Source organism: Amycolatopsis taiwanensis DSM 45107, from assembly GCF_000519205.1.
Classification (GTDB): Bacteria; Actinomycetota; Actinomycetes; order Mycobacteriales; family Pseudonocardiaceae; genus Amycolatopsis_E; species Amycolatopsis_E taiwanensis.
On the sequence record NZ_JAFB01000027.1, the window covers coordinates 129,418 to 152,201 of the forward strand.

Annotated in this window: 20 protein-coding genes and 1 pseudogene; 15 read left to right on the plus strand and 6 right to left on the minus strand. The window is 69.5% G+C overall.

The window, feature by feature from the left end:
- The first annotated feature begins 110 nt into the window (after nucleotides 1-110).
- The gene (locus A3CU_RS0121980; protein WP_245617252.1) at nucleotides 111-1,235 is read left to right on the plus strand and encodes a cation:proton antiporter; all 1,125 of its coding nucleotides are present in this window, start codon (nucleotides 111-113) and stop codon (nucleotides 1,233-1,235) included.
- 33 nt (nucleotides 1,236-1,268) lie between these two features.
- Here A3CU_RS0121980 and A3CU_RS46035 read toward each other — a convergent pair whose 3' ends face one another.
- A complete protein-coding gene (locus tag A3CU_RS46035) occupies nucleotides 1,269-1,847 on the minus strand; it encodes an Rv1733c family protein (protein WP_052371974.1) in 579 nt (192 codons plus the stop codon).
- A 210-nt stretch (nucleotides 1,848-2,057) separates the two neighbouring features.
- Here A3CU_RS46035 and A3CU_RS0121990 point away from each other — a divergent pair, with 210 nt between their 5' ends.
- The gene (locus A3CU_RS0121990) at nucleotides 2,058-2,657 is read left to right on the plus strand and encodes a CBS domain-containing protein (RefSeq protein WP_027944121.1); all 600 of its coding nucleotides are present in this window, start codon (nucleotides 2,058-2,060) and stop codon (nucleotides 2,655-2,657) included.
- Between the two features lie 351 nt (nucleotides 2,658-3,008).
- Here the strand turns inward: A3CU_RS0121990 and A3CU_RS46040 are convergent, their stop codons facing one another.
- Nucleotides 3,009-3,713, minus strand: coding sequence for a GntR family transcriptional regulator (locus A3CU_RS46040; protein WP_052371975.1), 705 nt, complete (start codon nucleotides 3,711-3,713; stop codon nucleotides 3,009-3,011).
- A gap of 32 nt (nucleotides 3,714-3,745) precedes the next feature.
- Here A3CU_RS46040 and A3CU_RS49945 point away from each other — a divergent pair, with 32 nt between their 5' ends.
- From A3CU_RS49945 to A3CU_RS46050, 3 genes are read left to right on the plus strand one after another with little or no spacing between them, the layout of a single operon-like run.
- On the plus strand, nucleotides 3,746-5,488 hold the full coding sequence (locus tag A3CU_RS49945; RefSeq protein ID WP_169739672.1) for a S9 family peptidase: 1,743 nt from the start codon (nucleotides 3,746-3,748) through the stop codon (nucleotides 5,486-5,488).
- 25 nt (nucleotides 5,489-5,513) lie between these two features.
- On the plus strand, nucleotides 5,514-6,674 hold the full coding sequence (locus tag A3CU_RS0122005) for an aminotransferase class V-fold PLP-dependent enzyme (RefSeq protein WP_027944123.1): 1,161 nt from the start codon (nucleotides 5,514-5,516) through the stop codon (nucleotides 6,672-6,674).
- A complete protein-coding gene (locus A3CU_RS46050) occupies nucleotides 6,671-7,654 on the plus strand; it encodes an ornithine cyclodeaminase family protein (RefSeq protein ID WP_052371976.1) in 984 nt (327 codons plus the stop codon). Before A3CU_RS0122005 ends, A3CU_RS46050 begins: the two co-directional genes overlap by 4 nt.
- Nucleotides 7,655-7,667: 13 nt before the next feature.
- Here the strand turns inward: A3CU_RS46050 and A3CU_RS0122015 are convergent, their stop codons facing one another.
- Nucleotides 7,668-9,128 carry an MFS transporter gene (locus A3CU_RS0122015; protein WP_027944124.1) on the minus strand — a complete coding sequence of 487 codons (1,461 nt, stop codon included), beginning with the start codon at nucleotides 9,126-9,128 and terminating at the stop codon, nucleotides 7,668-7,670.
- 68 nt (nucleotides 9,129-9,196) lie between these two features.
- Here A3CU_RS0122015 and A3CU_RS0122020 point away from each other — a divergent pair, with 68 nt between their 5' ends.
- Entirely contained in the window at nucleotides 9,197-9,856 is a 660-nt protein-coding gene (locus A3CU_RS0122020) for a TetR/AcrR family transcriptional regulator (protein ID WP_027944125.1), read from the plus strand.
- A 110-nt stretch (nucleotides 9,857-9,966) separates the two neighbouring features.
- Here the strand turns inward: A3CU_RS0122020 and A3CU_RS0122025 are convergent, their stop codons facing one another.
- A complete protein-coding gene (locus A3CU_RS0122025) occupies nucleotides 9,967-11,619 on the minus strand; it encodes a RecQ family ATP-dependent DNA helicase (protein ID WP_052371985.1) in 1,653 nt (550 codons plus the stop codon).
- A gap of 146 nt (nucleotides 11,620-11,765) precedes the next feature.
- Here A3CU_RS0122025 and A3CU_RS54610 point away from each other — a divergent pair, with 146 nt between their 5' ends.
- The 7 genes from A3CU_RS54610 (at nucleotide 11,766) to A3CU_RS46065 (ending at nucleotide 19,664) form a co-directional block, all read left to right on the plus strand.
- Nucleotides 11,766-12,365 carry a thiamine pyrophosphate-binding protein gene (locus A3CU_RS54610; RefSeq protein ID WP_245617253.1) on the plus strand — a complete coding sequence of 200 codons (600 nt, stop codon included), beginning with the start codon at nucleotides 11,766-11,768 and terminating at the stop codon, nucleotides 12,363-12,365.
- A complete protein-coding gene (locus A3CU_RS46055; protein ID WP_245617254.1) occupies nucleotides 12,355-13,569 on the plus strand; it encodes a thiamine pyrophosphate-dependent enzyme in 1,215 nt (404 codons plus the stop codon). Before A3CU_RS54610 ends, A3CU_RS46055 begins: the two co-directional genes overlap by 11 nt.
- A gap of 3 nt (nucleotides 13,570-13,572) precedes the next feature.
- Nucleotides 13,573-14,694 carry an enolase C-terminal domain-like protein gene (locus A3CU_RS0122035; protein WP_027944127.1) on the plus strand — a complete coding sequence of 374 codons (1,122 nt, stop codon included), beginning with the start codon at nucleotides 13,573-13,575 and terminating at the stop codon, nucleotides 14,692-14,694.
- The gene (locus A3CU_RS46060; protein WP_245617255.1) at nucleotides 14,694-17,267 is read left to right on the plus strand and encodes an FAD-binding and (Fe-S)-binding domain-containing protein; all 2,574 of its coding nucleotides are present in this window, start codon (nucleotides 14,694-14,696) and stop codon (nucleotides 17,265-17,267) included. Before A3CU_RS0122035 ends, A3CU_RS46060 begins: the two co-directional genes overlap by 1 nt.
- A complete protein-coding gene (locus A3CU_RS54615; RefSeq protein ID WP_245617256.1) occupies nucleotides 17,228-17,959 on the plus strand; it encodes a (Fe-S)-binding protein in 732 nt (243 codons plus the stop codon). Before A3CU_RS46060 ends, A3CU_RS54615 begins: the two co-directional genes overlap by 40 nt.
- Before the next feature lie 39 nt (nucleotides 17,960-17,998).
- On the plus strand, nucleotides 17,999-18,652 hold the full coding sequence (locus A3CU_RS0122045) for a TetR/AcrR family transcriptional regulator (RefSeq protein ID WP_027944128.1): 654 nt from the start codon (nucleotides 17,999-18,001) through the stop codon (nucleotides 18,650-18,652).
- Between the two features lie 79 nt (nucleotides 18,653-18,731).
- A complete protein-coding gene (locus A3CU_RS46065; protein WP_052371977.1) occupies nucleotides 18,732-19,664 on the plus strand; it encodes an alpha/beta hydrolase in 933 nt (310 codons plus the stop codon).
- Between the two features lie 108 nt (nucleotides 19,665-19,772).
- On the opposite strand, the gene A3CU_RS0122055 is transcribed toward A3CU_RS46065, so the two are convergent.
- The gene (locus tag A3CU_RS0122055) at nucleotides 19,773-20,237 is read right to left on the minus strand and encodes a hypothetical protein (protein ID WP_156960487.1); all 465 of its coding nucleotides are present in this window, start codon (nucleotides 20,235-20,237) and stop codon (nucleotides 19,773-19,775) included.
- A 100-nt stretch (nucleotides 20,238-20,337) separates the two neighbouring features.
- On the opposite strand from A3CU_RS0122055, the gene A3CU_RS0122060 reads away from it, so the two are divergent.
- A complete protein-coding gene (locus A3CU_RS0122060) occupies nucleotides 20,338-21,045 on the plus strand; it encodes a response regulator transcription factor (protein WP_027944130.1) in 708 nt (235 codons plus the stop codon).
- On the plus strand, nucleotides 21,042-22,316 hold the full coding sequence (locus A3CU_RS0122065) for a HAMP domain-containing sensor histidine kinase (protein WP_027944131.1): 1,275 nt from the start codon (nucleotides 21,042-21,044) through the stop codon (nucleotides 22,314-22,316). The genes A3CU_RS0122060 and A3CU_RS0122065 overlap by 4 nt, the downstream gene beginning before the upstream one ends.
- A gap of 175 nt (nucleotides 22,317-22,491) precedes the next feature.
- On the opposite strand, the pseudogene A3CU_RS0122075 reads toward A3CU_RS0122065, so the two are convergent.
- Nucleotides 22,492-22,784: pseudogene (locus tag A3CU_RS0122075) on the minus strand (IS701 family transposase); the annotation flags it as partial.

Genomic DNA, 22,784 nt, shown 5'->3' on the forward strand with positions numbered 1-22,784 from the left:
CCGGGCTGCCCGGCTGCCCACGGCCAGGTTGTTGCGGGTGGTGAAGCACAATCACGGCACAGGGCGAGAAGGAGGGCGAGCTGAGCCTGCTGGGTCTCGCGGTGGTGCTGGTGGCGGGTCTTGCCGGCCCGCTACTGGCCACCTACCGCCGTGCCCGGATTCCGGTGGTGACCGGGGAGATCGTGGCCGGTGTGCTGGTCGGGCGCACCGGGTTCGGCTGGGTGAACCCGGACGAACCGGTGCTGTCGTTCCTGGCCTCGGCCGGTTTCGCGCTGGTGATGCTCGTTGCCGGCAGCCACGTCCCGTTGCGTCATCCCGCACTGCGGCAGGCGTTGGGCCGCGGCACGCTGCTGGCCGTGGTGACCGCCGTGCTGGCCGTCCCGGCCGGACTCGGCATCGCGGTGTTCGTCGGCGTCGAGCACGCTGCGCTCTACGCGGTGCTGCTGGCGTCGAGTTCGGCGGCCCTGGTGATGCCGGTGATCGACGAGCTCGGCCTGACCGGCGCACCGGTACTGGCCACGATCGTGCAGGTGGCGCTGGCGGACACGGTGTGCATCGTCGCGGTGCCCTTGACGGTCGATCCCGCGAGGGCGGGCCACGCGGCGCTCGGCGCGCTCGCGGTGATCGCGGCCGGCGGCGCCGGGTTCGTCATCGTGCTCGGGTTGCGTAGACGTGGCGTGCTCGAACGGGTCCAGCGGCTTAGCCATGAACGCGCCTTCGGACTCGAGTTGCGCAGCGAGCTGATCCTGTTGTTCCTCCTGGCGGGGCTGGCACAGGCGCTCGACGTGTCGGTGCTGCTTGCCGGGTTCGTCAGCGGCCTGGCGCTGAGCGCGCAGGGTGAACCGCGCCGCCTGGCGGGACAGCTGTTCGCGGTCACCGACGGGTTCCTCGGGCCGGTGTTCTTCGTCTGGCTGGGCGCCTCGCTGGACCTGCGTCCGTTGGTCGCCAGGCCGACGATGCTGGTGCTCATGGCAATGCTGGCAGCCGGGACCGTGGTAGTCCATGCCGCCGTCCGGCTGCTCCGGCAGCCCCTGCCGCTGGCGGTGCTGGCCGGCGCGCAGCTCGGCGTGCCGATCGCCGCGGTCACCATCGGCACCCGTGGCCGCCTGCTCGCGCCGGGCGAGGGCGGCGCCATCCTGGCCGCGGCGCTGGTCAGCGTCGCGGTAACCGGGTTCGCGGCAGCCGCCGCGGGCCGGGCGGAGCACCCCGAAGACGGACCTGGCGACGGTGAGTAGTGGCCAGGCGGGCGGTGCACTGGCACCGTTCGCTCATCCGACCTTGGGCTTGCGCCTCCATTCGTGCTCCCAGCCCCGGTACCGCGCCCGGTCGAAGACCAGGTGAGCGAGCCAGCACATCAGCGCGCAGACACTGATCACGCCGAGCCAGGCGAACAGGCCGATGGCGCCGGCGTTCCACGCGGCGGCGTCGGTGCGTAGCGGCGGGGCCACGGGAGCACCGCGAGCATCCAGCCAGATCTTCACCCGCTCACCCGCGACCGAGCCCTTCGGTGCCGCCACCGTCCCGGTCGCGGTCGTTCCGTCCTCGCGGATCCAGGTGGCCGGCACCAGTGCCGTGCCGCCGGTCGTCCCTCGCGACCTGGCGCTCTCGGGTGGCGCGTTCGCGAGGAGAACGGCGGTCGCCGGATGACGGGTCATGGCCTCGGTCTGTGCCTGGGCGCTCTCCCGGGCGTAGGTGTGCGACCCGAGCATCCAGGCGAAGGGCACCGCTGCCAGGACGATCAGGACCGCGACGACCAGCAGCGTGACTTCAGCCCGATCCCACGGCCGCACCAGGGAGTTGCGCCTCAGACCCAGCAACCGCCGTATCGGCGACTCGGACCGGGACATGGCCGCCACCTTCCTCACCCGGAGGAAATCGTCACTGATCCAGTTTCGTCGCCGGCTGCCCCGCAGCGAAGAGTCTTTGGTCCTCTCGACGGGTGAAACCAGATGACTGGGCGAATGTCCTTTCCCACGGTGACGCAGGTCTCTGGCCGCTGTTTCCGCGCCTTCCTAACGTCGGGATGAGCAAGCTCGTCGTCGTGAGGGGATTTGGTCATGCGGGCACAGGACGTCATGACCGCGCCGGTGGTGACCGTGGGGCCGGATGCGTCGGCGAAGCGGGCCGCTGAATTGTTGTCGGAGCACGGGTTCACGGCCTTGCCGGTGGTGGATTCCGAGGACCGCCTGGTCGGCATCGTCACCGAGGCGGACCTGATCGGCGACCGGATTCCGGTCGACCCGCGATACCGGCATCGGGACGAGCGCGTTCGGCATCCGGGTGTGACGGTGGCAGAGGTGATGACCAGCCCGGTAACCGGGATGGCTCCGGGCACGGACCTGGCCATGCTCGCACGGGCGTTGCTGACGGGGCGGATCCGCGCGATGCCCATTGTGGACGGTTCCAGGCTGGTGGGCATTGTCACGCGCGGGGACATCGTCCGCGCCTTCGCCCGCCAGGACACCGAGATCGCGGCGGAGGTGCGCCGGCGGCTGGCGAGCTATGGCGGGCCGGACCGGTGGCAGGTCGAGGTGCACGACGGCGCGGTGCGGATCGTGGACGCCAACGACAACGAGACCGACCGCCATGTGGTGACGTTGCTGGCCGAGGCCGTTCCCGGAGTGGTCAGCGCAGAGGTGAGGGCGGAAGTGCCCTGACCAATGTGGCGAGGGCGATCACCATCGTCGGCGTCGATGGATCGGAAGCGGCCGCGCTGGAGAGGTGATCATACGTCGGCCCGGCATCGGTCCAGGCTCGAACCGTGTGGACCGCCACGGACCGGCGTGTGATCCAGGTCGCAAACGTTCCATAAATTGTTCACATTGAGCACAATGAGCGGCGTGCCAGGCAGTCTCTCCAAGTGCGCGCGATCGGATCTGGGTAGCCAGACCGTGACTTCCGCGTGGCCCTTGCCTTCCGAGGTCGGCGGCCTGCCTCCCCAAATCCGAGGCCTCCGGCGCGCGCGCCCGTGGTCACCTCGAGCGGAAACACGGACTTTGAGACACGCTCTAGGCCGAGGTTCGTTGCTGGACGGTGGCGCGCAGGCGGGTCAGTTCGTCAGTGCCCGCCGCGAGATGCGCGCGCAGCGCTGCTGTCGCCGCGGCTTCATCGCGGCTGCGAAGGGCCTTGAGCAAGGTGCGGTGGTCGTCGCGGCTACGGCCGAGCTGGCGGGCGGAACTGTTGGCGAGCGCCAGCGCCAGGCGCAGCTCGCGCTGGAGCCCGTCATGGAACCGGATCAGGCGCTGGTTCCCGGTGGTCGAGACCAGGGCCCGGTGGAAGTCCTGGTCCAGGTCGAGCACCTCGTCCAGGGTGCTGTTGGTGTAGGCGCGTTCCAGGCGGTTGACGATCTCGTCGAGGTGCCGCCACACGTCGTCGGCGTCGGGCAGCGCGAGCAGGTGCGGTACGGCCGAGGCCTCGATGGTCTCGCGGGCGTGGTAGATCTCCGTGACATCGGTGTCGGACAACTCGACGACGACGATTCCGCGACCGGGACGCTGCAACACCAGGCCTTCGCCCTCCAGCATGCGGGTCGCTTCGCGCAGAGTGTTGCGGCTGACACCGAGTTCGGCGGCGAGGGAGACCTCCCGCAGCGCGGTTCCGGGCTGGATATTCCCGCGCAGGATCGATGCGCGCAGGACGTTGGCGACGCCTTCGGCTGCGCTTTGCCGGACGCGGGGAACGTTGTCGGAGCCGCCCAGGATTGCCTTGGCCATGGGCACAGTCTGCCGGACAGGAGGCATTGATCGTGGGTGACGCGGTGCTACGCGACGTGCGTCCGGCCCGTATGGCCGAGGGGCGCGCCCTCGACCTGGTCGAGGGCGCAGGTGCCGGCTGGGTGATAGCGCGGTTCGACGGCGATCCACCCGGCGTCCGCGTGCCGGCCACCGATGCGTGGCCGATGCCCGATGGCACCGGGTTCGTCGTGCACCAGGCGGACCCGGGCGACGAGCGCGGCGGCTTGTTCGTCGTGCCCTGGCAAGGCGGGCCGCAGACCGCGCTCGTTCCGCAGTTGCCGGCCATCGAGCTGCGTGGTCTCGGGATCGCCGATGGCGGTCAGACGGTGGCCTTCACGACCGTGAGCGAGCGAGGTTACGAACTCGTCGTCGTCCACCGTGACGGTGGACAGTGGCGGTCGCCGCAGGTGTTGCTGGGGGCTGATCGAGAGATCTGGTTCCCCACGGTCGCGCCGAACGGGCGGTGGTGCGCGGTGGGGGTGGCACCCGATGCCGCCGGGCCACGCAGGTTCGGCTTGCACGTCATGGACACGGCCACCGGTGAGGTGGTGGCCACCGCCGATCCGGGTGCGGGCACGGTCGAGCCGGTGGCCTGGGACCCGACCGGTTCCCGCCTGCTCTGCGCCGCCGATCCCGGCGGCTGGCTGCGCCCGGCGGTGTTCGACGTGGCGAGCGCGACGCTCACGGTCGCCGACGGCCCCGGGGAAATGGAGGTCGTTCCGCTCGACTGGTCGCCTGACGGTCACTGGATCCTGTGCTGCGCCGGGGGACCGGTCCAGCAGCGGCTGCAGCGGTGGACACCGGACCCACTCCGGATGATCCTTGACTACGGTTCGCAGGGCACCGTGTTCTCTCCGCCCTTTCGCGCGCCACGTTTCGACGCGGTCGGCGAAGTGCTCGCCGTGGCCGAGGACGAGCACACCCCACCACGCCTGCTCAGGCTTCCCGTGCACGAGGCACCCCCGGCGAGGCGGCCCTCGTCCGCCCGCACGTCGTGGCAGTCGTTGACAGTGCGTTCCGACGGAGGCCCGGCGGTGCAGTCCTGGCTGCGGTTACCGGAGCGGGGGAGCGGGCCCTACCCGCTCGTGGTGGATTTGCACGGCGGGCCTCACGTGGCTTCGCTGCGCACGTTCCGGCCCGATGCCGATGCCTGGGCCGCCGCCGGGTATGCCTGGTGCTCGGTCAACTTCCGGGGCTCGGCGGGCTTCGGCCAGGCGTTCCAGCGCGCCATCTGGGGTGACCCGGGACGGGCGGAGCTGTCCGATGTGGACGCCGTCGTGGACCATCTGGTGGCCACCGGCGTTGCCGACCCGGGACGGGTCATCTCCTCCGGCGCCTCGTACGGCGGTTATCTCGCGCTGCAGGCCGCTGTCACCCGGTCCGCGCGGCTCGCGGGCGCGATCTCGATCGTCGGTATCGCCGACTGGGTCAGGGCCTACGAGGAGGAGTCGCCTGCACTGCAGATCGCCGACGCCGCACGGTTCGGCGGGCCACCGCAGCACGATCCCGCGTTGTGGCGGGACCGTTCTCCGATTCACCACCTCGCCGAGCTGACCGTTCCCGTGCTGGTCGTGCACGCCCGGGTCGATCCGCGAGCGCCGGGGGGACAGATGGCCGAGTTCGTCGAGCGTGCACGTGCCGCGGGCCGCGACGTCGAGACGATCTGGCTGGGCGAGGGGCACGGAGCCTTCGGGGCGAGTGCCGACGAACTGATCGACGCGCAGGTGCGCTTCGCGAACCGTGTCTGTCGGTAACAGACCATATAGTGAGGAGATCATCATGACGGCGGCGCTGTCGGATCGTGCGGACTTCCCGGTCCTGGACGAGCTGACCTACCTCAACACGGCGTCCATCGGGCTGGTGCCGGCCTCCATTGTGGACAGTACCGAGGAGTTCGCCCGCGAACTGGCCACGCGGGGTACCACCTGGTTCGACGAAGAGCAGGAGACCCGCGCGCTGGAAGGCGCTCGCACCGCAGCGGCGGAACTGTTCGATGTGGACGCTCATGACGTCGCCGTGGGCTCCAGCTTCACCGAACTGCTGGCCCAGCTGGCCTGGGCGCTGGCTCCTGGCTCCGGGCGGAACATCGTGTCGATCGACATCGACTTCCCCAGCGTGACCCGAGTCTGGCAGCGCATCGCGAGCCAGACCGGTGCCGAGGTGCGGTGGGTTCGCGTGGTCGGCGATCCGGGCAGTCTCGACACCGCGCGGGTCATCGAGGCGATCGACGAGCGCACCGCCGTCGTGTGCGTGAGCCACGTGCAGTACTCCACCGGCTACGTGCTCGATCTGGCCGCCGTGACCCGGGCCGCGCGGGAGGTCGGTGCCGTCGTGCTCGTCGATGCCACTCAGGCCGCGGGCCAGGTTCCGTTGCGGCCCAAGGAGTGGGGCGTCGACGCGTTGCTGGCAGGCGGCTACAAATGGCTCGGCGGCATGTTCGGCGCCGCCGTCGCCTACGTGCGGCCGGGCCTGCTCGCCGGGCGGCGGCCACCGATCGTGGGCTGGCTGACCGACCCCGAGCCCTACACCCTGGAAGCCACCCGGCTGCAGTGGCCGGACGGCGCACGGACGTTGGAAGCCTCGACGTCGAGCTACAGCGCCGCACTCGCGCTCGGTCTGGCCATCCGCTATTCGCTCGGGCTGGGCGTCGACCGGGTCCGGGCGCACGGACTCGCGCTCGCGGCGACCTTGGCCGACGGCCTGCGGGAGCTGGGCGCGGATCTGCTCAGTCCCGAGAAACCCAGTGAGGGCAGCGGAATCGTCACCGTCCGGTTCCCCGGTCACGACGCCGACCGGATCACCGCGCAACTCAACGCGCGCGGTGTCGTGGTGTCCCCGCGCCTTCAGGCGACCCGCTTTTCGGTGCACCACCACACGAACGGCGAGGAGGTCGCGCACGCACTACAGGTGGCTCGCGAGGTCCTGGGAGCGGACAAATGAGCGCCCGCACGGTCCGGGTGCTCACCGCCGGGGACGTCCGGTCGCTCATGCCGTTTCCCCGGGCGATCGAGGCCGCGCGCGCCGCCTTCGTCGCGCTGCACCACGGCACCGCCACCACGGCGGCACCCATCGGCCTGCGCATCGAACCGGCGGGTGGCGAAGTGCATGTCAAGGCGGGCCACAACCGCGCGGCCGACACCTACGCCGTCAAAGTCGCCTCCGCATTCCCCGGCAACGCCCAGCAAGCACTGTCGGTCATCGGTGGCATGACGGTCGTCTTCGACGCCCGCACCGGCGCTCCGACCACACTCATGCTGGACGACGGACTGCTCACCGATCTGCGGACCGCGGCCGCCGGGGCGGTCGCCACCGACGCACTGGCCGCCGCCGGCGCGACCGAGGTCGCCGTGCTGGGCACCGGCCAGCAGGCCCGGCTGCAGGTCGAAGCGCTGACCTACCTGCGGTCGATCACGCACGTCACGGTCTGGGGACGCCGGCTCGAGGCCGCCCAGCGCTGCGCGTCCGATATCGCCGCCCGCACCGGCCTGCCCACCAGCGTTGCTCAGGGGGCTCACGACGCGGTGCGCCAAGCGAACATCGTGATCACCGCGACCGCGGCGACCGAGCCTATCCTCGACGCCTCCTTGGCCCGGCCCGGTCTGCACATCACGGCCGTCGGTTCGGACCTGCCGGACAAAGCCGAGCTGGATCCCGCCCTGGTGGCCGGCGCCGACCGCTACGTGCCGGACTCGCCGGCCCAATGCCTCGACCACGGCGAGCTACGGCTCGCCGCCGCGGCCGGGCTCGTCAAACCCGACGACATCACCGTCGACCTGCCTGCCCTGCTCGCCGACCCATCACCGCGTGATCCCGAGGCATTCACCATCGCGGACCTCACCGGCCTCGGCGCGCTCGATGCGGAGATCGCCCACGTCTGCGCCACTGAGGCCGCCCGCCAGGGAGCCGGCCGCCTCACATAGCACCCCAAGCGCACTACGGCTGACGAGCGTCGGCCGGGCGCAGTCGCGGGGACAGGAACACCCCGAGCAGGGCGAGCAGCCCGGTGAAGGCGAAGGTGCCCAGGAACGCGGGGCCGATCGCCGTGCCGTGATGCCGCACGATGGCGATCGCCGCACCGCCCAGGCCCGCGAGCACGCCGGTGGCGAGGGTCTGCGCGAGTTGCAGTGCCGCGCTGACCTCGCCCTGCCGTCCGGCGGGCGTCTGCTCCAGAGTGTCCGTTGTGGACGCGTTGAACGCCACCCCCATGCCGAGTCCGCCGATACCCCAGCCGAGCACGGCGAAGTAGGCCGGAACGGCTCCGGACAGGATGGACACCGCGATGATCGCCACCCCGGCCAGCAGGACGGCGAAACCGCACGCGACACCGCGGGTGCGCTGCCCTGGCCGGGTGCTGTCGAGCTTGGCCTGCAACATCGAGCCCGCCACCCAGGTGAGTGCCCCCGCGGACAGCCCGAGACCGGCCTCCGCGGTGCTCAGGCCGCGTAGCTGTTGCAGGCCGAGTGGAAGCAGTGCCTCACTGCCGAAGTAGACGCCGCACAGCAGCGCGCGGATGACCACTCCGGCCCCGATGCCCGCGCGGGCGGTCATGGTGCCCTCCGGAGTGGTCCGGCGCAGCCCGAGCACCGCGATGGCCACTCCCACCACGGCCAGCGCGGCCAGTACGGCGACGTTGCTCAGCAGCAATGCCTGAAGCAGCAACCCGGTTCCGACGGTGAGCAACACGGCGCTGGCCTGGGGACTCTTCCACCAGCGCGTGGTGGAAGTGTTTTCCGGGAAGCCGGTGCCTTCGGGCGGACGCAGGCGGCGTAGTCCGGGCAGGGTCATGGCCGCGGCCACCGCGATCAGCGGCAGCATGAGCACGAAGACCGCTCGCCAGGTGGTGTGCTCGGTGAGGATCCCGGCGACGACCGGACCGACGAGCGACGGGACGGTCCATGCGGAGGAGAGCAGCGCGAACATCCTGGCCCGCAGTAGCTCGGGATAGGCGAGCCCGATCATGGTGTAGGCCATCGCCATGACCGCGCCCACACCCAGCCCCTGGACGAACCGTCCGATGAGGAACAGCGGCCAGGACACGGCCACGCCCGCCAGCACACAACCCGCCGCGAACACGAGCAGGGCCGCCGACATGGGACGCCACGGGCCGGAGCGATCCGCGGAACGCCCCGCGATCACGGTGCCGATGATGTTGGCCAGCATCAGCGCGGACAGGCCCCAGCCGTAGGCGCCCAAGCCGTTCAGGCTCTCGGCTATGCCGGGCAGCACGGTGGCCACGCCGAGCGACTCGAAGGCGACCGTGCCGACCGACAGGATGACACCCAGCGTAAGGGCGCGATACGGCCTAGCGAACACGCTTCCGGTCGACCCCGGTCTCGCCACGACCCGCGGTGGGGCCGGCTCGCCGCTCACCACCCCGTCGACGTGCTCGGTCATGAGGCTTCCTCTCGTGATTTATGTTTCGTTCCGGTACGGAACGAAACTAGAATACCTATAGTGGTGGCATGGTGCACACCCCGAGCGGCGCCGCGGCCGAAGAGCAGCTGCCGGCACAGCAACGTCCCGGCAGGCCACGGGACGAGCGCATCGACGTCGTGGTCCCTCGGGTCGTGCTGGAGATCCTCAACGAGGTGGGTTACGGGAAGCTCACGCTGGAGGCGGTTTCCTCCCGGGCCGGTACGAGCAAGCCCGCCCTGCGGCGTCGCTGGCGATCCCGACAGCACCTCGTGGTCGACGCGCTGGCCGCCGTCATCGGCACCACGCCGACGCCGGACACCGGCTGCACGCACTGCGACCTCGTCGCCGGGATCGGCACGCTTACCCAGGCATTCACCACGAAGGTGGGCCGGCGGGCGCTGCCCGCGCTGGTCTCCGATCTCGCCGACGACCCGGAGCTGGAATCCGCGTTCCTCGATCGGTTCTTCCACCCGCGCCGGGACACCACCGCGGAGGCCCTGCGACGCGGCATCCACCGGGGAGATCTTCCCGCCGACGTCGATATCGATCTGCTGCTGGACATGCTGGCGTCGACCACCTACTACCGCGTGCTGTTCGGGCACCTGCCGGTCACGGCGACGCTTGCCGAGGACGTGGTCGAGATCGTCCTCACCGGCGTGGCCACCGAACGGGGGCGCCGCCGGCACCGGAGCGAACACGGCAGCTGATCACCTGCCCGGAGGCCATGCTTGTGCCGGCCGCCGTCGCGATCACCTGAGGGGCGCGAACGCTCCATTGTGGATGGTCTGGCCGGGCGCCGTTGTGTGCCGGGGGTTGGTCAGGCGGTGTCGTCGTTGGTGAGCAGGTTCCTTTCTGCGATCGCGGACAACGACAGGGTCTTGTAGCCCATGTCGTCGAAGAGCACGACCAGCCGGTCCTGTTCGACGGCCATCACCACGCCCCGGCCCCACTGCTCATGCCGCACGGGCGTGTTGGGTGGGAACTTCTCGCTACCGGGGTTTGGTCGTCCGCTTGTCCCCGCGTCGCAGGTGTCGCAATTGCCGCACGGGCCGGCCAGTTGTTGACCGAAGTAGCCGAGTAGGTACTGCCTGCGGCAACCGGTTGTTTCCGCATAGCCGCGGAGCATGTGGATGCGGGACCGGATGAGGCGCTGGTGTGCCTCGGCGACCTCGAGCGCGTCTTCCACGGCCTGCTCCGGAGAACGCTCATCGAGGTAGCCCAGCCTGCCGGTCTCGGTCGTGGTGACCACGCCGGCCTGCTGCAGCAGGTTGACCGCTCTCGTGCGCTGGGCGGAGGAGACGTCCACCTCGTCGTCGAGCTGTGCCGGGCGCACTGGCTCATCGTGTTCGTCCAGCGCGTGCACGACCTCACTCAGTGGCTTCTCCGGGGGTTTGCTGGAGGTGAGGAACTTCTGCAGGTTCAGGTCTTCGGGCCGATAGCACAACATGATCGAGGCGGGCTCGCCGTCGCGTCCAGCCCGCCCGATCTGCTGGTAGTAGGTGTCCAGCGAGTCCGGCACGGAAGCGTGCACGACGAACCGCACATCCGGTTTGTCGATGCCCATGCCGAACGCTGAGGTCGCCACCACCACGTCCACGTCGTCGGCCATGAACCTCTGGTGCGCCCGTTCGCGGTCGGCGGCCTTCATCCCGGCGTGGTACCCCGCCACCCGTACCCCGAGCCGCGCCAGCTCGTCCGCGTAGAACTCCGTGTCCTTCCGGCTCGCCACATACAGCAAGCCGCGGCGCGTCGCCGGATCAGCGGTGAGCGTCCGGACCCGGGCGATGACCGCGTCCCGCTTGTCCCGGTCGTCCACGAACCGCTCCACGCCCAGGTGCAGGTTCGGGCGGTCGAAACTGCCGATCACGCTCCGATGGTCACGCAGGCCCAGCCGGGCGACGATGTCCCGGCGCACCGGAAGCGCCGCGGTAGCGGTCAACGCGATCACCCTCGGATGCCCGAGCCGCTCGATCACCTGGCCGAGACGAAGGTAATCCGGCCGGAAATCATGCCCCCACGACGAGACACAGTGCGCCTCGTCCACGACGAACAACGAGATCCCGACCTTGCTCAACTTCCCGACCAGTTCGTCCTTGGCCAATTGCTCCGGGGAGAGGAAGACGTACTCGGCATCGCCTTGCCGCACCGCGACCCAGGCATCCGTACGCTCGCTACCTCGCTGGGCCGAGTTCAACGCGACAGCATCTGGCGCGGCACTGTCCTCGAGGCCCTCGATCTGATCGTGCTGTAGCGCGATCAGGGGTGAGACCACCACTGTGAGCCCTTCCAACAGCAACGCAGGGACCTGGTAGATCGCCGACTTGCCCGCGCCGGTGGGCATTACAGCCAGTACGTCGTGTCCGGCCATTACCTGGTCCATCGCGTCGAGTTGCTCATCGTGCAGTTGCGGCCAGCCGAACTTCGTCTTGGCGATACGTCGCAACTCACGAGCCCGCTCGGTACCAGTCACCGTCACCAGGTACCACTGGCCGGGGATCGGGAAACGGCCGGGGGCCGCCGCATCGCCCGAAATCCGCGGTCCGGGCGGGCGTTTGGGGGCGGGGTGCCGGGGTAGGTCGCGACCAGGAACGACCGGTGCGAGGAGGCGGGTGAATCGTGAAGGTTGCGGACTATGTGCTGGACCGGATCCGTCAGTGGGGCGTTCACCGGGTGTATGCGTACCCGGGAGACGGGATCAACGGAATGCTGGGGGCGTTCGACCGGGCGAAGGGTGATCCGGAGTTCATCCAGCCTCGGCACGAGGAGATGGGCGCGTTCATGGCGTGCGCGCACGCCAAGTTCACCGGCGAGGTGGGCTGTTGCATGGCGACCTCGGGCCCGGGCGCGGTTCACCTGCTCAATGGCCTTTATGACGCCAAGCTCGACCACCAGCCGGTGGTGGCGATCGTGGGGCAGCAGAAACGGATTTCCCAGGGCACGCATTACCAGCAGGAAATCGCGCTGGAGAACCTGTTCTCCGATGTATCCGAGTTCGTGCAGATCTGCATGCATCCGGCGCAGGTCCGGCACGTGATCGACCGCGCGTTCAAGACCGCGCTGACCACGCGCAGCGTCGCGACGATCATCATTCCGGAGGATATCCAGGAGGAGAAAGCCGAGCCGGCGCCGCCGAAAACGCACGGGGCCGTCTATTCCAGCGTGGGCTGGACAGCCGCGGCTGCTGCCCGACGAAGCCGAGTTGCGGGTGGCGGCTGACGTGCTCAATGAGGGCAAGAAGGTGGCGATCCTGATCGGGCAGGGCGCCGCACACGCGGTCGACGAGGTGGTTCAGGTGGCCGAGACGCTCGGCGCCGGGGTGGCCAAGGCCCTGCTCGGCCGGGAAGTGCTGCCGGATGACCTCCCCTTCGTCACCGGCCCGATCGGGCTGCTGGGCAGCAAGGCCAGTGACGAGATGGTGATGAACTGCGACACGCTGTTCATGATCGGCACCAGTTTCCCTTACGCGGAATGGCTTCCCGACGAGGGAAGCGTGCGTGGAGTGCAGATCGACATCGACGGGCGGATGATCGGGATCCGGTACCCGATGGAAGCGCACGTGGTGGGCGATGCGAAGGAGTCGCTCAAGGCGCTGTTGCCGCTGCTGGACCCCAAGCAGGACCGCAGTTGGCGGGAGAAGATCGAAAAGGATGTCCGGACGTGGGACCGGATCCTCGAGGACCGGGCGGCCCAACATTTCGACGGCGTGGTGAACCCGCAGACCGTGGCGGCCGAGCTGTCCCCGCGCCTGCCGGAGGGCTGCATCCTCACCGCCGACTCGGGATCGGCCACGAACTGGTGGGCCCGCTATCTCAAGCTGCGCAAGGGCATGCGCGCCTCCCTGTCGGGGACCCTGGCGACGATGGGACCCGGGGTGCCGTACGCGATCGGCGCGCGGTTCGCGTTTCCCGACCGGCCGGTGATCGCGTTCGTGGGTGACGGCGCGTTCCAGATGAACGGGATGGCCGAGATGATCACCGTGAAGCGCTATGCCGACCGGCTGGGCGGCTCGCCGCCGCTGGTGTTCTGCGTGTTCAACAACCAGGACCTCAACCAGGTCACCTGGGAGCAGCGCGCCATGGGCGGCGACCCGAAGTTCCCCGGCTCGCAGGACATCCCGGATGTGCCCTACGCCCGCTATGCCGAGTTGCTCGGTCTCCGTGGCATTTACTGCGATCAGCAGGACAAGGTGGGCGCGGCCTGGGACCGGGCGCTGGCCGGCGAGACGCCGGTGGTCCTGGAGTTCAAAGTGGATCGTGAGATTCCGCCGATCCCGCCGCACATCATGTACGAGCAGGGTAAGAAGGCGGCCAAGGCGGCGGTGCGGGATCCCGAGCTGGCCGGGATGGCGGTACGGGGCTTCCGGCAGAAGCTCGCCGAGTTCTACGAACAGCTGCCCGGTCGAGACCAGGCTGCCCGGTAAGCGATGAGTTCCGCACCCACGATCGAGCGGGTCGAGGTGCACGCCTTCACGGTGCCCACGGACGGGCCTGACGGCGTCGAACAGGACGGCACGCTGACCTGGGACTCGACGACCATGGTGCTGGTGCTCGCGCACAGTGAGGGCCAGGTGGGCCTTGGCTACACCTACGGTGACGTGTCGGTGGCCTCGTTCATCGAATCGAAGCTGTCGGGCGTGGTGCTCGGCGCCGACTCCCTCGCCCCGCCCGCGGCGACGGAGAAGATGCTCGTCGCGATCCGCAACGCCGGACGGCCCGGGGCCGGTGCCATGGCGGTATCGGCGGTGGACGTGGCGCTGTGGGATCTCAGGGCCCGGCTGGCCGGCCGGCCGCTGGCCGAGGTGTTGCCGCGGTTCCACGACGAGGTTCCGGTCTACGGCAGCGGCGGGTTCACCAACTACCCGCTGGACCGGCTGGCCGGGCAACTCGGCGGCTGGGTCGAGCACGGCATCGGCCGGGTCAAGCTCAAGACGAGCCGTGATCCCACCGCGGACCCCGAACGGCTCGCGGCGGCCCGGGACGCGGTCGGTGCGGGCACGGAACTCTTCGTCGACGCCAACGGGGCGCTGACCCCGAAGGAGGCGCTGTCCTGGGCCCGGCGGTTCCACGACGAGTGGGGTGTGACCTGGTTCGAGGAACCGGTGAGCTCGGCGGATCTGGACGGGCTGCGGCTGGTGCGCGAGCGCGGGCCCGCCGGGATCGAGATCGCCGCAGGTGAGTACGCCTTCGTCCCGCGGGATTTCACGAACCTGCTGGGCGCGGTGGACTGCCTGCAGGCCGACGTCACCCGCTGTGGCGGCATAACGGGGCTGCTCACCGCGTCCGGATTCGCGGCCGCCCACCAGCTCGACCTGTCGGCGCACTGCGCACCGGCGATCTCGGCGCATGCGTTCTGCGCGGTGCGGTGCCTGCGTCACCTCGAATACTTCCACGACCATGTCCGGGTCGAATCCCTGGTGTTCGACGGCACGCTTTCGCCAGAAGGTGGCGCGCTGCGCCCGGACCGCGAGCGGCCGGGGCTGGGGTTGACTGTCAACTGGCCGGACGCCGAACCCTACCGCGTGTATTCCGATGGAAAGGCGATGTGATGGCACTCAGGACAGGCACCCGCGTCCGGGAGATCCCGGCCAAGACGGCGCCCGAGTTCCCGGGCCCGCCCAGGGCGCGCCAGCGGCTGCGCGTGGACGAGTTGGAGCGGGCGCTCACGGCCGCGGTGGAGGGCGAGGTCCGGTTCGACCGCGGATCGCTGGCCATGTACGCCAACGACGCGTCGAACTTCCGCCAGGTTCCGATCGGCGTCGTCATCCCCAAAACCCTGGACGACGTGGTCGGCGCGCACCGGGTGTGCAGCGACCACGGCGCCCCGATCCTCAGTCGCGGCGGGGGTACCAGCCTGTCCGGCGAGACGGTGAACTACGCCGTGGTGATCGACCATTCCAAGTACCTCACCCGCATCGGCGAGCCCGATGTCGCACGCAGGCTGGTCACCTGCGACAACGGTGTCATCAACGAGGACCTCAATCGTGCGATCGGCAAGCACGGCCTGATCTTCGGTCCCGATCCGTCGACGCATTCCCGCTGCACCATCGGGGGCAACGCCGGCAACAATTCCTGCGGCGTCCACTCCGTCCAGTCCCAGCTCTACGGGCCGGGCCCCCGCACCTCGGACAACGTGGAGGCGCTGGAGATCGTCACCTACGACGGCGAGCGGTTCTGGGTCGGCGTGGACGAGGAACCCCGCCTGGCGCAGATCATCGCCGAGGGTGGTCGCAAGGGGGAGATCTATGCCCAGTTGCGGGACCTGCGCGACCGTTATGCCGATGCGATCCGTACCGGGTTCCCTTCCGTGGAGACGATGCCGCGGCGCGTGTCCGGGTTCAACCTCGACGAGTTGTTGCCGGAAAAGGGATTCAACGTCGCCCGTGCCCTGGTCGGCACCGAAAGCACCTGCGCCACGGTGCTGCGCGCCCAGTTGAAGCTCACCCCAGCCCTGTTCCAGCGCACCCTGGTCGTGATCGGCTACGACGACCTGCCCGCCGCCGCGCGCGACACCCAGGAGATAGTGGAGAAGTGGCGCCCGATCGGGCTCGAGGCCCTGGACCGGGAACTGATCGAGGACCAGCAGGAACTGGCGATGAACACCGCCGACATCGCCGAGTTGCCCCACCGGGACGGCAATGCCTGGCTTCTCGTGCAGTTCGGGGCCGACGCGACCGCCGAATCGGTGCGGCACGCGGAAGAATTCGTCGAGTGGCTGGTGCGGGAGAAGGCCTACGCCCGCGACCGCGTGGTGCTCTCGAGGAGCGTGCAGGAGGGTGGCAGCAGTCAGCGCCTGTGGGCGATCCGGGAAAGCGGCCTGGGGTCCACCGCGTTCGCCAAGGGACGGGACCACTGGCCCGGTTGGGAGGACTCGGCCGTGCCGCCCGCCCGGATCGGCGACTACGTCCGGGCGCTGCGGGAGTTGATGAACGCGCACGGGTTGTCCGGCGCAATGTACGGGCACTTCGCGCAAGGCTGCATCCACTCCCGTATCGACTTCGATCTGCGCACCCGCCACGGCGTGCTGGCCTACCGCCGGTTCTTGGAGGACGCGGCCTACCTCGTGACCTCCTTCGGCGGGTCGCTGTCCGGCGAGCACGGTGACGGCCAGCAACGAGCCGAGTTGCTGGACCGGCAGTACGGGCCCGAACTCGTGCAGGCCATGCGCGAGTTCAAGCTCATCTGGGATCCGCGCGCGAAGATGAACCCGGGCAAGGTCGTCGACCCCTACCGCCTGGACGAAAACCTCCGGCTGGGCCCTGGTTACAACCCGCGGCGGCCGAAGACGGTCTTCGCCTACCGCGAGGACGGCGGCGACTTCGCCCACGCGGCACTGCGCTGCGTGGGAATCGGCAAATGCCGGGTGCCCGAGCCGGCACAGACGATGTGCCCGAGCTACCAGGTGACCCGCGAGGAGAAGCACACCACCCGCGGCCGCGCCCGCCTGCTCTTCGAGATGCTCCAGGGCGAGGTCATCACCGACGGGTGGCAGTCCCGCGAAGTCGCCGACGCGCTGGAACTCTGCTTGTCCTGCAAGGGCTGTACCAACGACTGTCCGGTCAATGTGGACATGCCGACCTACAAGGCCGAGTTCCGCCACCACCACTACCGGTCCTGGCGCCGGTGGCGCCCGCGCCACGCCTACGCGTTCGGGTTCATCGACCAGGCGGCACGGCTGGCCTCCCGCATACCCGAGTTGGTCAACGCCGCGACCCGCACCCCCGGCCTGGTGCATCTGGCCCGGTTCGCCGCGGGGATCGACCAGCGTCGTCCGCTGCCGGCGTTCGCCCCGATGACGCTGCAACGCTGGTTCCGCCGGCGCGGGGAGAGCGTCAACCCGCATGGCCGTTCGGTGGTGGTGTTCCCGGATACCTTCAACAACCACCTCCACACCGACGTCGGCGTGGCCTGCGTCCGGGCGATCGAGGCCGCCGGCTGGCGGGTGATCATGCCCCGGGCACACGTCTGTTGTGGACGGCCGCTGTACGACTACGGATTCCTGCGCGCAGCGGACCGCTACCTCAAGCGAGTCCTGGCCGAACTCCGTGACTACGTCCGCGCGGACATCCCGGTCGTCGGCGCATGGAACCGAGCTGCCTCGCGGTGTTCAAGGACGAGCTGACCAAGATGCTGCCGCACGACGACGACGCCCGCCGCCTGGCCGCCAATTCCTACCACTTCGCCGAATTCTTCGAAGCCTTCGACATCCAGCCGCCACGGCTGAGCGGGCGGGCGCTGCTGTGGGGACACTGCCATCAGCGCGCCACCGGCGGCATCGAGACCAACCAGCGCCTGCTGGAGAAATCCGGGATGACGGTGGAGAACCTCAGCGGAGGCTGCTGCGGGCTCGCCGGATCCTGGGGATTCGAGGACGGCAAGTACGGGATTTCCCTGGACTGCGGCGAACAAGCCCTGCTACCGGCGGTACGGGACGCCGACCTGGACCTGCTCGTCATCGCCGACGGCTTCTCCTGCAAGACCCAGATCGCCGACGCCGGCACCAAACGCACCGCGCTGCACACCGGCCAGGTGCTGGCGGCCTCCGCAGAAGACGGGAAGGCACCAGGAAAACCACGACCTCCCGTGGCGCGCCGGATACTCCGCACGGTGGCGCCCGTGCTCGGTATCGTTGCCGCCGCCTGGGGTCTCGGCCGCGGACTGGGCAGTGTTTCTAAGTGCGCGCGATCGGTTTTGGGTAGCCAGACCGTGACTTCCGCGTGGCCCTTGCTTTCTTCAGGTTGGCGGCCTGCCTCCCCAAATCCGAGGCCTCCGGCGCGCGCCCGTGGTCACCTCGTGCGGAAACACGGACTTTGAGACACGCTCTGGGCGTTGCCGTTGTGAGAACGTGTGACCATGGATCGTGCCGACACGAACACATCCGGCGGCGACGGCTCACCCGGGCGCGCGAGCTACCGGCGGTCGACCGGTTCGCCGCGCGGTGAGGCCAGGCGACGGGAACTGCTCGAGCGCGTCACCGACGATCTCGCGGTCAACGGACTCGTGGATTTCTCGCTCCGTCGTGCCGCCCGTGCGGCCGGCACCACGCACAAGGTGCTGCTCTACTACTTCGACGGAGCCGACGACTTGCTCCGGCGGGCGGTCTTCAACCTGCGGGAACGGCGCATCGGCAACGCGCTGGCCGTCACGGCCAAGGGAACCGGCCCGGAAACGCTGGCGGCTCGCGTCCGCGCCGCCTGGCAGGTCCTGCGGGACGAGGAGCCGGGTCTGCGGCGCGTGCTCGACCAGGCCGTCGGCCTGGCCATGTACGACTCCGGCCGGTACGCCGACCTCGCCCGGGAGGCCTCGCACCAGTATCTGCCCACCCTGCTGTCGTTTTGTCCCGACCACTGGTCTGATCGACGCAAGCTCGAGGTCGCCGAGATGGTGCTCGCAACCCTCCGCGGCTTCTTGATGGACCGATTGACCAGCGGGGACACCGAGGGGATCGCCGCCGGATTCGAAGCACTGGTTCGCGCGCTGGCGCGGGAGGAAGCCGCCGAGGAATAGCGGCGCCAGGCCATCGACATTCTCCAGAACCACGTGGTTCACTTCTCGTGGGGGAGGACTGGTCCATCTGGAGGCAGGTATGTCCGTTGAACGACAGAAGGTCCGCTTCGTTAGTGGCGACGAGGAATGCGTCGCCTGGCACTATCCGGGAGCCAACGGTGCGTGCGTGATCATGGCGGGCGGCTTCGGGGTGCCCAAGGAGCCGGGCACCGATCGGTTCGCCAAGCGGTTCAACGAGGCCGGGTTCGCCGTCCTCGCCTTCGACTATCGCCGGATGGGCGAGAGCGGGGGGCAGCCGCGCCAAGTCCTGCCCGTCACGGATCAACTCGCCGACTGGCAGGCGGCGATCGGCTTCGCGCGGACGCTGCCGGGAGTGAATCCGGCCAGCATCGCGGTGTGGGGGTTCTCGGCCTCCGGCGGGCACGTCTTCAAGGTCGCGGCCCGCAACCCCGATCTTGCCGCGGCTATCGCCCAGGCGCCGCTGGCCGACGGACTGGCCGCCGCCCCCAGCGCATCTCGCTACCAGAAGCCACTCGCGGCGCTCCGCTTCACCGGTCGCGGCCTTCTCGACACCCTTGGCGGTGTCGTCGGTCGTCGGCCTCTGCTTGTGCCGCTCTGCGGCGAGCCGGGCACCGTCGCGTTCCTCACGACTCCGGACTCCCGCGACAGCGATCGAGGCCTCCGCCGGGACAAGTACCCGGACTGGCAGCAGGAAGTCGCCGCCCGCTCACTGCTTCGCCTGGCCTTCTACCGACCCGGCCGCGTCGCGTCGCGCGTGCGATGCCCACTGCTCGTCGTCGCGTGCGACCAGGATCAGAGCGCTCTGCCGGGGCCTGCCGTCCGCGCGGCACGGCAAGCTCCGCGCGCGGAACTGGTCCGGCTCCCCGGCGGGCACTACGCACCCTTCCTGGAGGCACACGAGCAGGCCTTCGACTCCGAATTGTCGTTTCTTCGCCGCCACCTGCTCAGCGAGTCGCAAGTGGACCGACCCGGAAAGGAAAGCGCGGCGTAACCCTTGTCGGCAACCGGCGAAGGCGGACCTTCGCCAGGCCACCGCACGGGAAAGCCAGGCCGGCCGGACGGTGTAACGAACCGGGATTCGTGGGCGACTCGTGGGTTGTCAGTGGTCGTCGGTCGCGGTGTCGGCAACGGGTTCGCCGTTGCGGCAGGACACCGTTACGCGGATTTCGGTCTTGCCGCTCTTGAACTTGATCGAGGCGGTGGGTGCGGGGCCCCGCGCGACGCCGCCGTCGGTGCGGAAACCTTGCGCGGGACTCCACGACAGCAGCGTGACCTGGTCGCCGTCGCATGCGGCGACGAGGCTGCCGCCGGGAGTGTTGAGGCCGTGGGGGATCGCCGGCGTGGTGGTGGTCGGTGCCGTGGTCACGGGGGTGGTACTGGAGGCCGGGGGCTGCGCCGCGCGCGCCGAGGCCAGTGCCTGGTTGACGTCGGCCTCGGTCAGCGGCTGGTTCTGGGGCCCCAGGATGCCGGACCCGACGATGTCGAGCGCGACCGTGCCGATCGCGGCGGTGGCCACCGCGGCCAGTAGCCAGCCGCTCGCCATCGCCAGTCCGCGTCGGTTCATGTGACCAATGTGCCATGCCCGCTGATTAAGGGAAGGATAAAACTGGCTTAGCGTTTCGCTACGGCCTGGCGTGACGCCCTGAGCGGTATATCGTCCGGAAATGGCCACGGTGCTGATCATCGAGGATGAGCTGACCATCCGCGCGGCGATGATCCGCGCGCTGACCGGGCTCGGGCACTCGGTCACCTCCGCGCCGGCGGCGATGCCGGGACTGCAGCGCGCTGTTTCCGACCGGCCGGAGGTGGTCCTGCTCGACCTGGGGTTGCCGGATCTGGATGGTCACGAGGTGCTGCGGATGCTCCGTGCGGTCACCGAAGTCCCGATCATCGTGGTCACCGCGCGCGGTGATGAGGCGGAAATCGTGCGGCTGCTCAACGCGGGAGCCGATGATTACGTCGTCAAGCCGTTCGGGGGAGCGCAGTTGGACGCCCGGATTCGCGCGGTACTGCGGCGGACCGAATCTCCTCCCGCGGACACCACGGTAACCGTGGGCGGGTTGTCGATCGACGCTCGGACGAGGCAGGCCTTCCTCGATGGTGTTGCGCTGCAGCTGACTCCGCGCGAATTCGACCTGCTGCACTACCTCGCCGTCCGGGCCGGGTCGGTGGTGAGCAAACGCGAGCTGCTCGCCGATGTCTGGAACCTGCCCTACGCGGATGCGGACAAGACCGTCGACGTGCATCTATCCTGGCTGCGGCGCAAGCTCGGTGAGACCGCGCAGGAACCGCGATACGTGCACACCGTTCGACGGGTCGGGGTCCGGCTCGCCGCGCCGGGTGCGTCCGGACCGGACGCGGTGGGTCAATGAGGAAACGGCTGGCTTTGCTGGTTGCCGCGGCGATGAGCCTGGTGCTCATCGCCTTCCTGGTACCAATGGCGATTCTCCTGCGGTCGGTCACGGCCGACCGGGCGGTCACCACCGCTACCGCCAAGGCGCAGTCGCTGACGTCGTTGATCGCGACCGCCGACGCCCAAACCGTGCAGGCCGCCGTCGATCAGCTCAATGCGATGGCCGGATACCCGGTGACGGTCTTCCTTCCCGACAGCACGGTCGTGGGCGCCTCGTCGGCGCGAACGCCCGGGGTCCAGTTGGCCGAGCTGCAGGGCAGCATCATCGTTGCGGAAGCCGGGGGCCGCGAAATCCTCGTTGCCGTGGAGGGACTCGCGCAAGGCACAGCCGTGGTGCGGGTCTTCGTCAGTCAGGCGGAGCTGACCCGGGGACTCGGCTCCGCGTGGCTGGTCCTGGCGGTGCTGGGCTTGGTGTTGCTGGCATTGGGAGTAGTCGTCGCGGACCGGCTGGCGAGGTCGGTCGTGCGCCCGGTCCACGAACTCGCCGCGGTCTCACATGGGCTTGCCTCCGGAAACCTGGACGCGCGGGCGCGACCGAGCGGGCCCGCGGAGGTGCGAGCGGTCGCGGCCGCGCTCAACCACCTGGCCGCCCGCATCCGCGAGCTCATCCGGCAGGAACGGGAAGCGGTCGCCGACATCTCCCACCGGCTGCGCACCCCGCTGACGGTGTTGCGGCTCGACGCCGAATCGCTGGACGATCCCGGTGCGGCGGAGCGTATCACCGGTCACGCGGAGGCGCTGGAGCGCGAGATATCGGCGATCATCCAGCAGGCGCGCGACCGGGACAGCGGCCCCGGGGCGTGCGACGCGGCCGAAGTCGTCGCCGAACGCGCGCGGTTCTGGTCCGTGCTCGCGCAGGACCAGGATCGTCATTCCACAATGGACATCGTGCCGGGACCGGTGCCGGTCGCCGTCGGCCGGACCGAACTCGCCGCGTGCTTGGACGCCCTGCTGGGCAACATCTTTGCCCACACTCCGGAAAGCACGTCCTACGCGATCCGGCTGAGCGTGCCCGCCGGCGGCGGGGCACTGCTGGTCGTCGAGGACACCGGGCCCGGTTTCACCGTTGACGCCCCGGTTTCCCGGGGGACCAGCGGCGCCGGGTCCACCGGCCTCGGCCTCGACATAGCCCGCCGGACGGCCCGCGCCTCGGGTGGAACGTTCACGGTCGCCCAGGCACACCCCCACGGCGCCAGGATCGTCCTGAAGCTCGGCCCGCCGGGCTCTTAATACTGCAACGGCACTTAGGTGAGTGGGTAGCCGCGTCGTTTGTAGTGGCTGAGTCTGGCTTGGTGTTGGCGGCGTCGGCGCCAGCAGGACCAGTGCCAGACGTGCCAGGTGTCGGGAANGTAGCGGTGGACCAGGTTGATCAACAGGCGGCGGATCTCGGGTAGGGTGTAGGCGATCATNCCCTGATCGCGTGTGCCGATTCCCCTTTTACGGTCAGGGTTTTGGTCGCGGCGAGCCAGGCATGGGCGAGCATCGCGAGGGTGATGTGGGCATACCACGCCCGCCAGCTGCGGACCTGGTAGTGGTCGAGCCCGGCCTCGTTTTTGGCTTGCTGGAAGCATTCCTCGATTCGCCACCTGGACCCGGCGATCCAGCCCAGGTCCGGCAGGGTGGCGCGGCGGGGACCGTAACAGAGGTAGTAGGCGATCTCGGTCGGGTCGCTCAGCGAGCGGCGAGCCAGTAGCCAGT

Excerpts from the sequence above, each read along its gene's own strand:
- A3CU_RS0122005 (WP_027944123.1), top strand. The coding sequence starts at position 5,514 with ATGACGGCGGCGCTGTCGGATCGTGCGGACTTCCCGGTCCTGGACGAG.
- A3CU_RS0122045 (WP_027944128.1), top strand. The coding sequence starts at position 17,999 with ATGGATCGTGCCGACACGAACACATCCGGCGGCGACGGCTCACCCGGG.
- A3CU_RS0122055 (WP_156960487.1), bottom strand. The coding sequence starts at position 20,237 with ATGAACCGACGCGGACTGGCGATGGCGAGCGGCTGGCTACTGGCCGCG.
- A3CU_RS46060 (WP_245617255.1), top strand. The coding sequence starts at position 14,694 with ATGGCACTCAGGACAGGCACCCGCGTCCGGGAGATCCCGGCCAAGACG.
- A3CU_RS0121990 (WP_027944121.1), top strand. The coding sequence starts at position 2,058 with ATGCGGGCACAGGACGTCATGACCGCGCCGGTGGTGACCGTGGGGCCG.
- A3CU_RS46065 (WP_052371977.1), top strand. The coding sequence starts at position 18,732 with ATGTCCGTTGAACGACAGAAGGTCCGCTTCGTTAGTGGCGACGAGGAA.
- A3CU_RS46035 (WP_052371974.1), bottom strand. The coding sequence starts at position 1,847 with ATGTCCCGGTCCGAGTCGCCGATACGGCGGTTGCTGGGTCTGAGGCGC.
- A3CU_RS0122015 (WP_027944124.1), bottom strand. The coding sequence starts at position 9,128 with ATGACCGAGCACGTCGACGGGGTGGTGAGCGGCGAGCCGGCCCCACCG.
- A3CU_RS0122035 (WP_027944127.1), top strand. The coding sequence starts at position 13,573 with ATGAGTTCCGCACCCACGATCGAGCGGGTCGAGGTGCACGCCTTCACG.
- A3CU_RS0122020 (WP_027944125.1), top strand. The coding sequence starts at position 9,197 with ATGGTGCACACCCCGAGCGGCGCCGCGGCCGAAGAGCAGCTGCCGGCA.
- A3CU_RS46050 (WP_052371976.1), top strand. The coding sequence starts at position 6,671 with ATGAGCGCCCGCACGGTCCGGGTGCTCACCGCCGGGGACGTCCGGTCG.
- A3CU_RS0122065 (WP_027944131.1), top strand. The coding sequence starts at position 21,042 with ATGAGGAAACGGCTGGCTTTGCTGGTTGCCGCGGCGATGAGCCTGGTG.
- A3CU_RS0122060 (WP_027944130.1), top strand. The coding sequence starts at position 20,338 with ATGGCCACGGTGCTGATCATCGAGGATGAGCTGACCATCCGCGCGGCG.
- A3CU_RS54615 (WP_245617256.1), top strand. The coding sequence starts at position 17,228 with ATGGAACCGAGCTGCCTCGCGGTGTTCAAGGACGAGCTGACCAAGATG.
- A3CU_RS46040 (WP_052371975.1), bottom strand. The coding sequence starts at position 3,713 with ATGGCCAAGGCAATCCTGGGCGGCTCCGACAACGTTCCCCGCGTCCGG.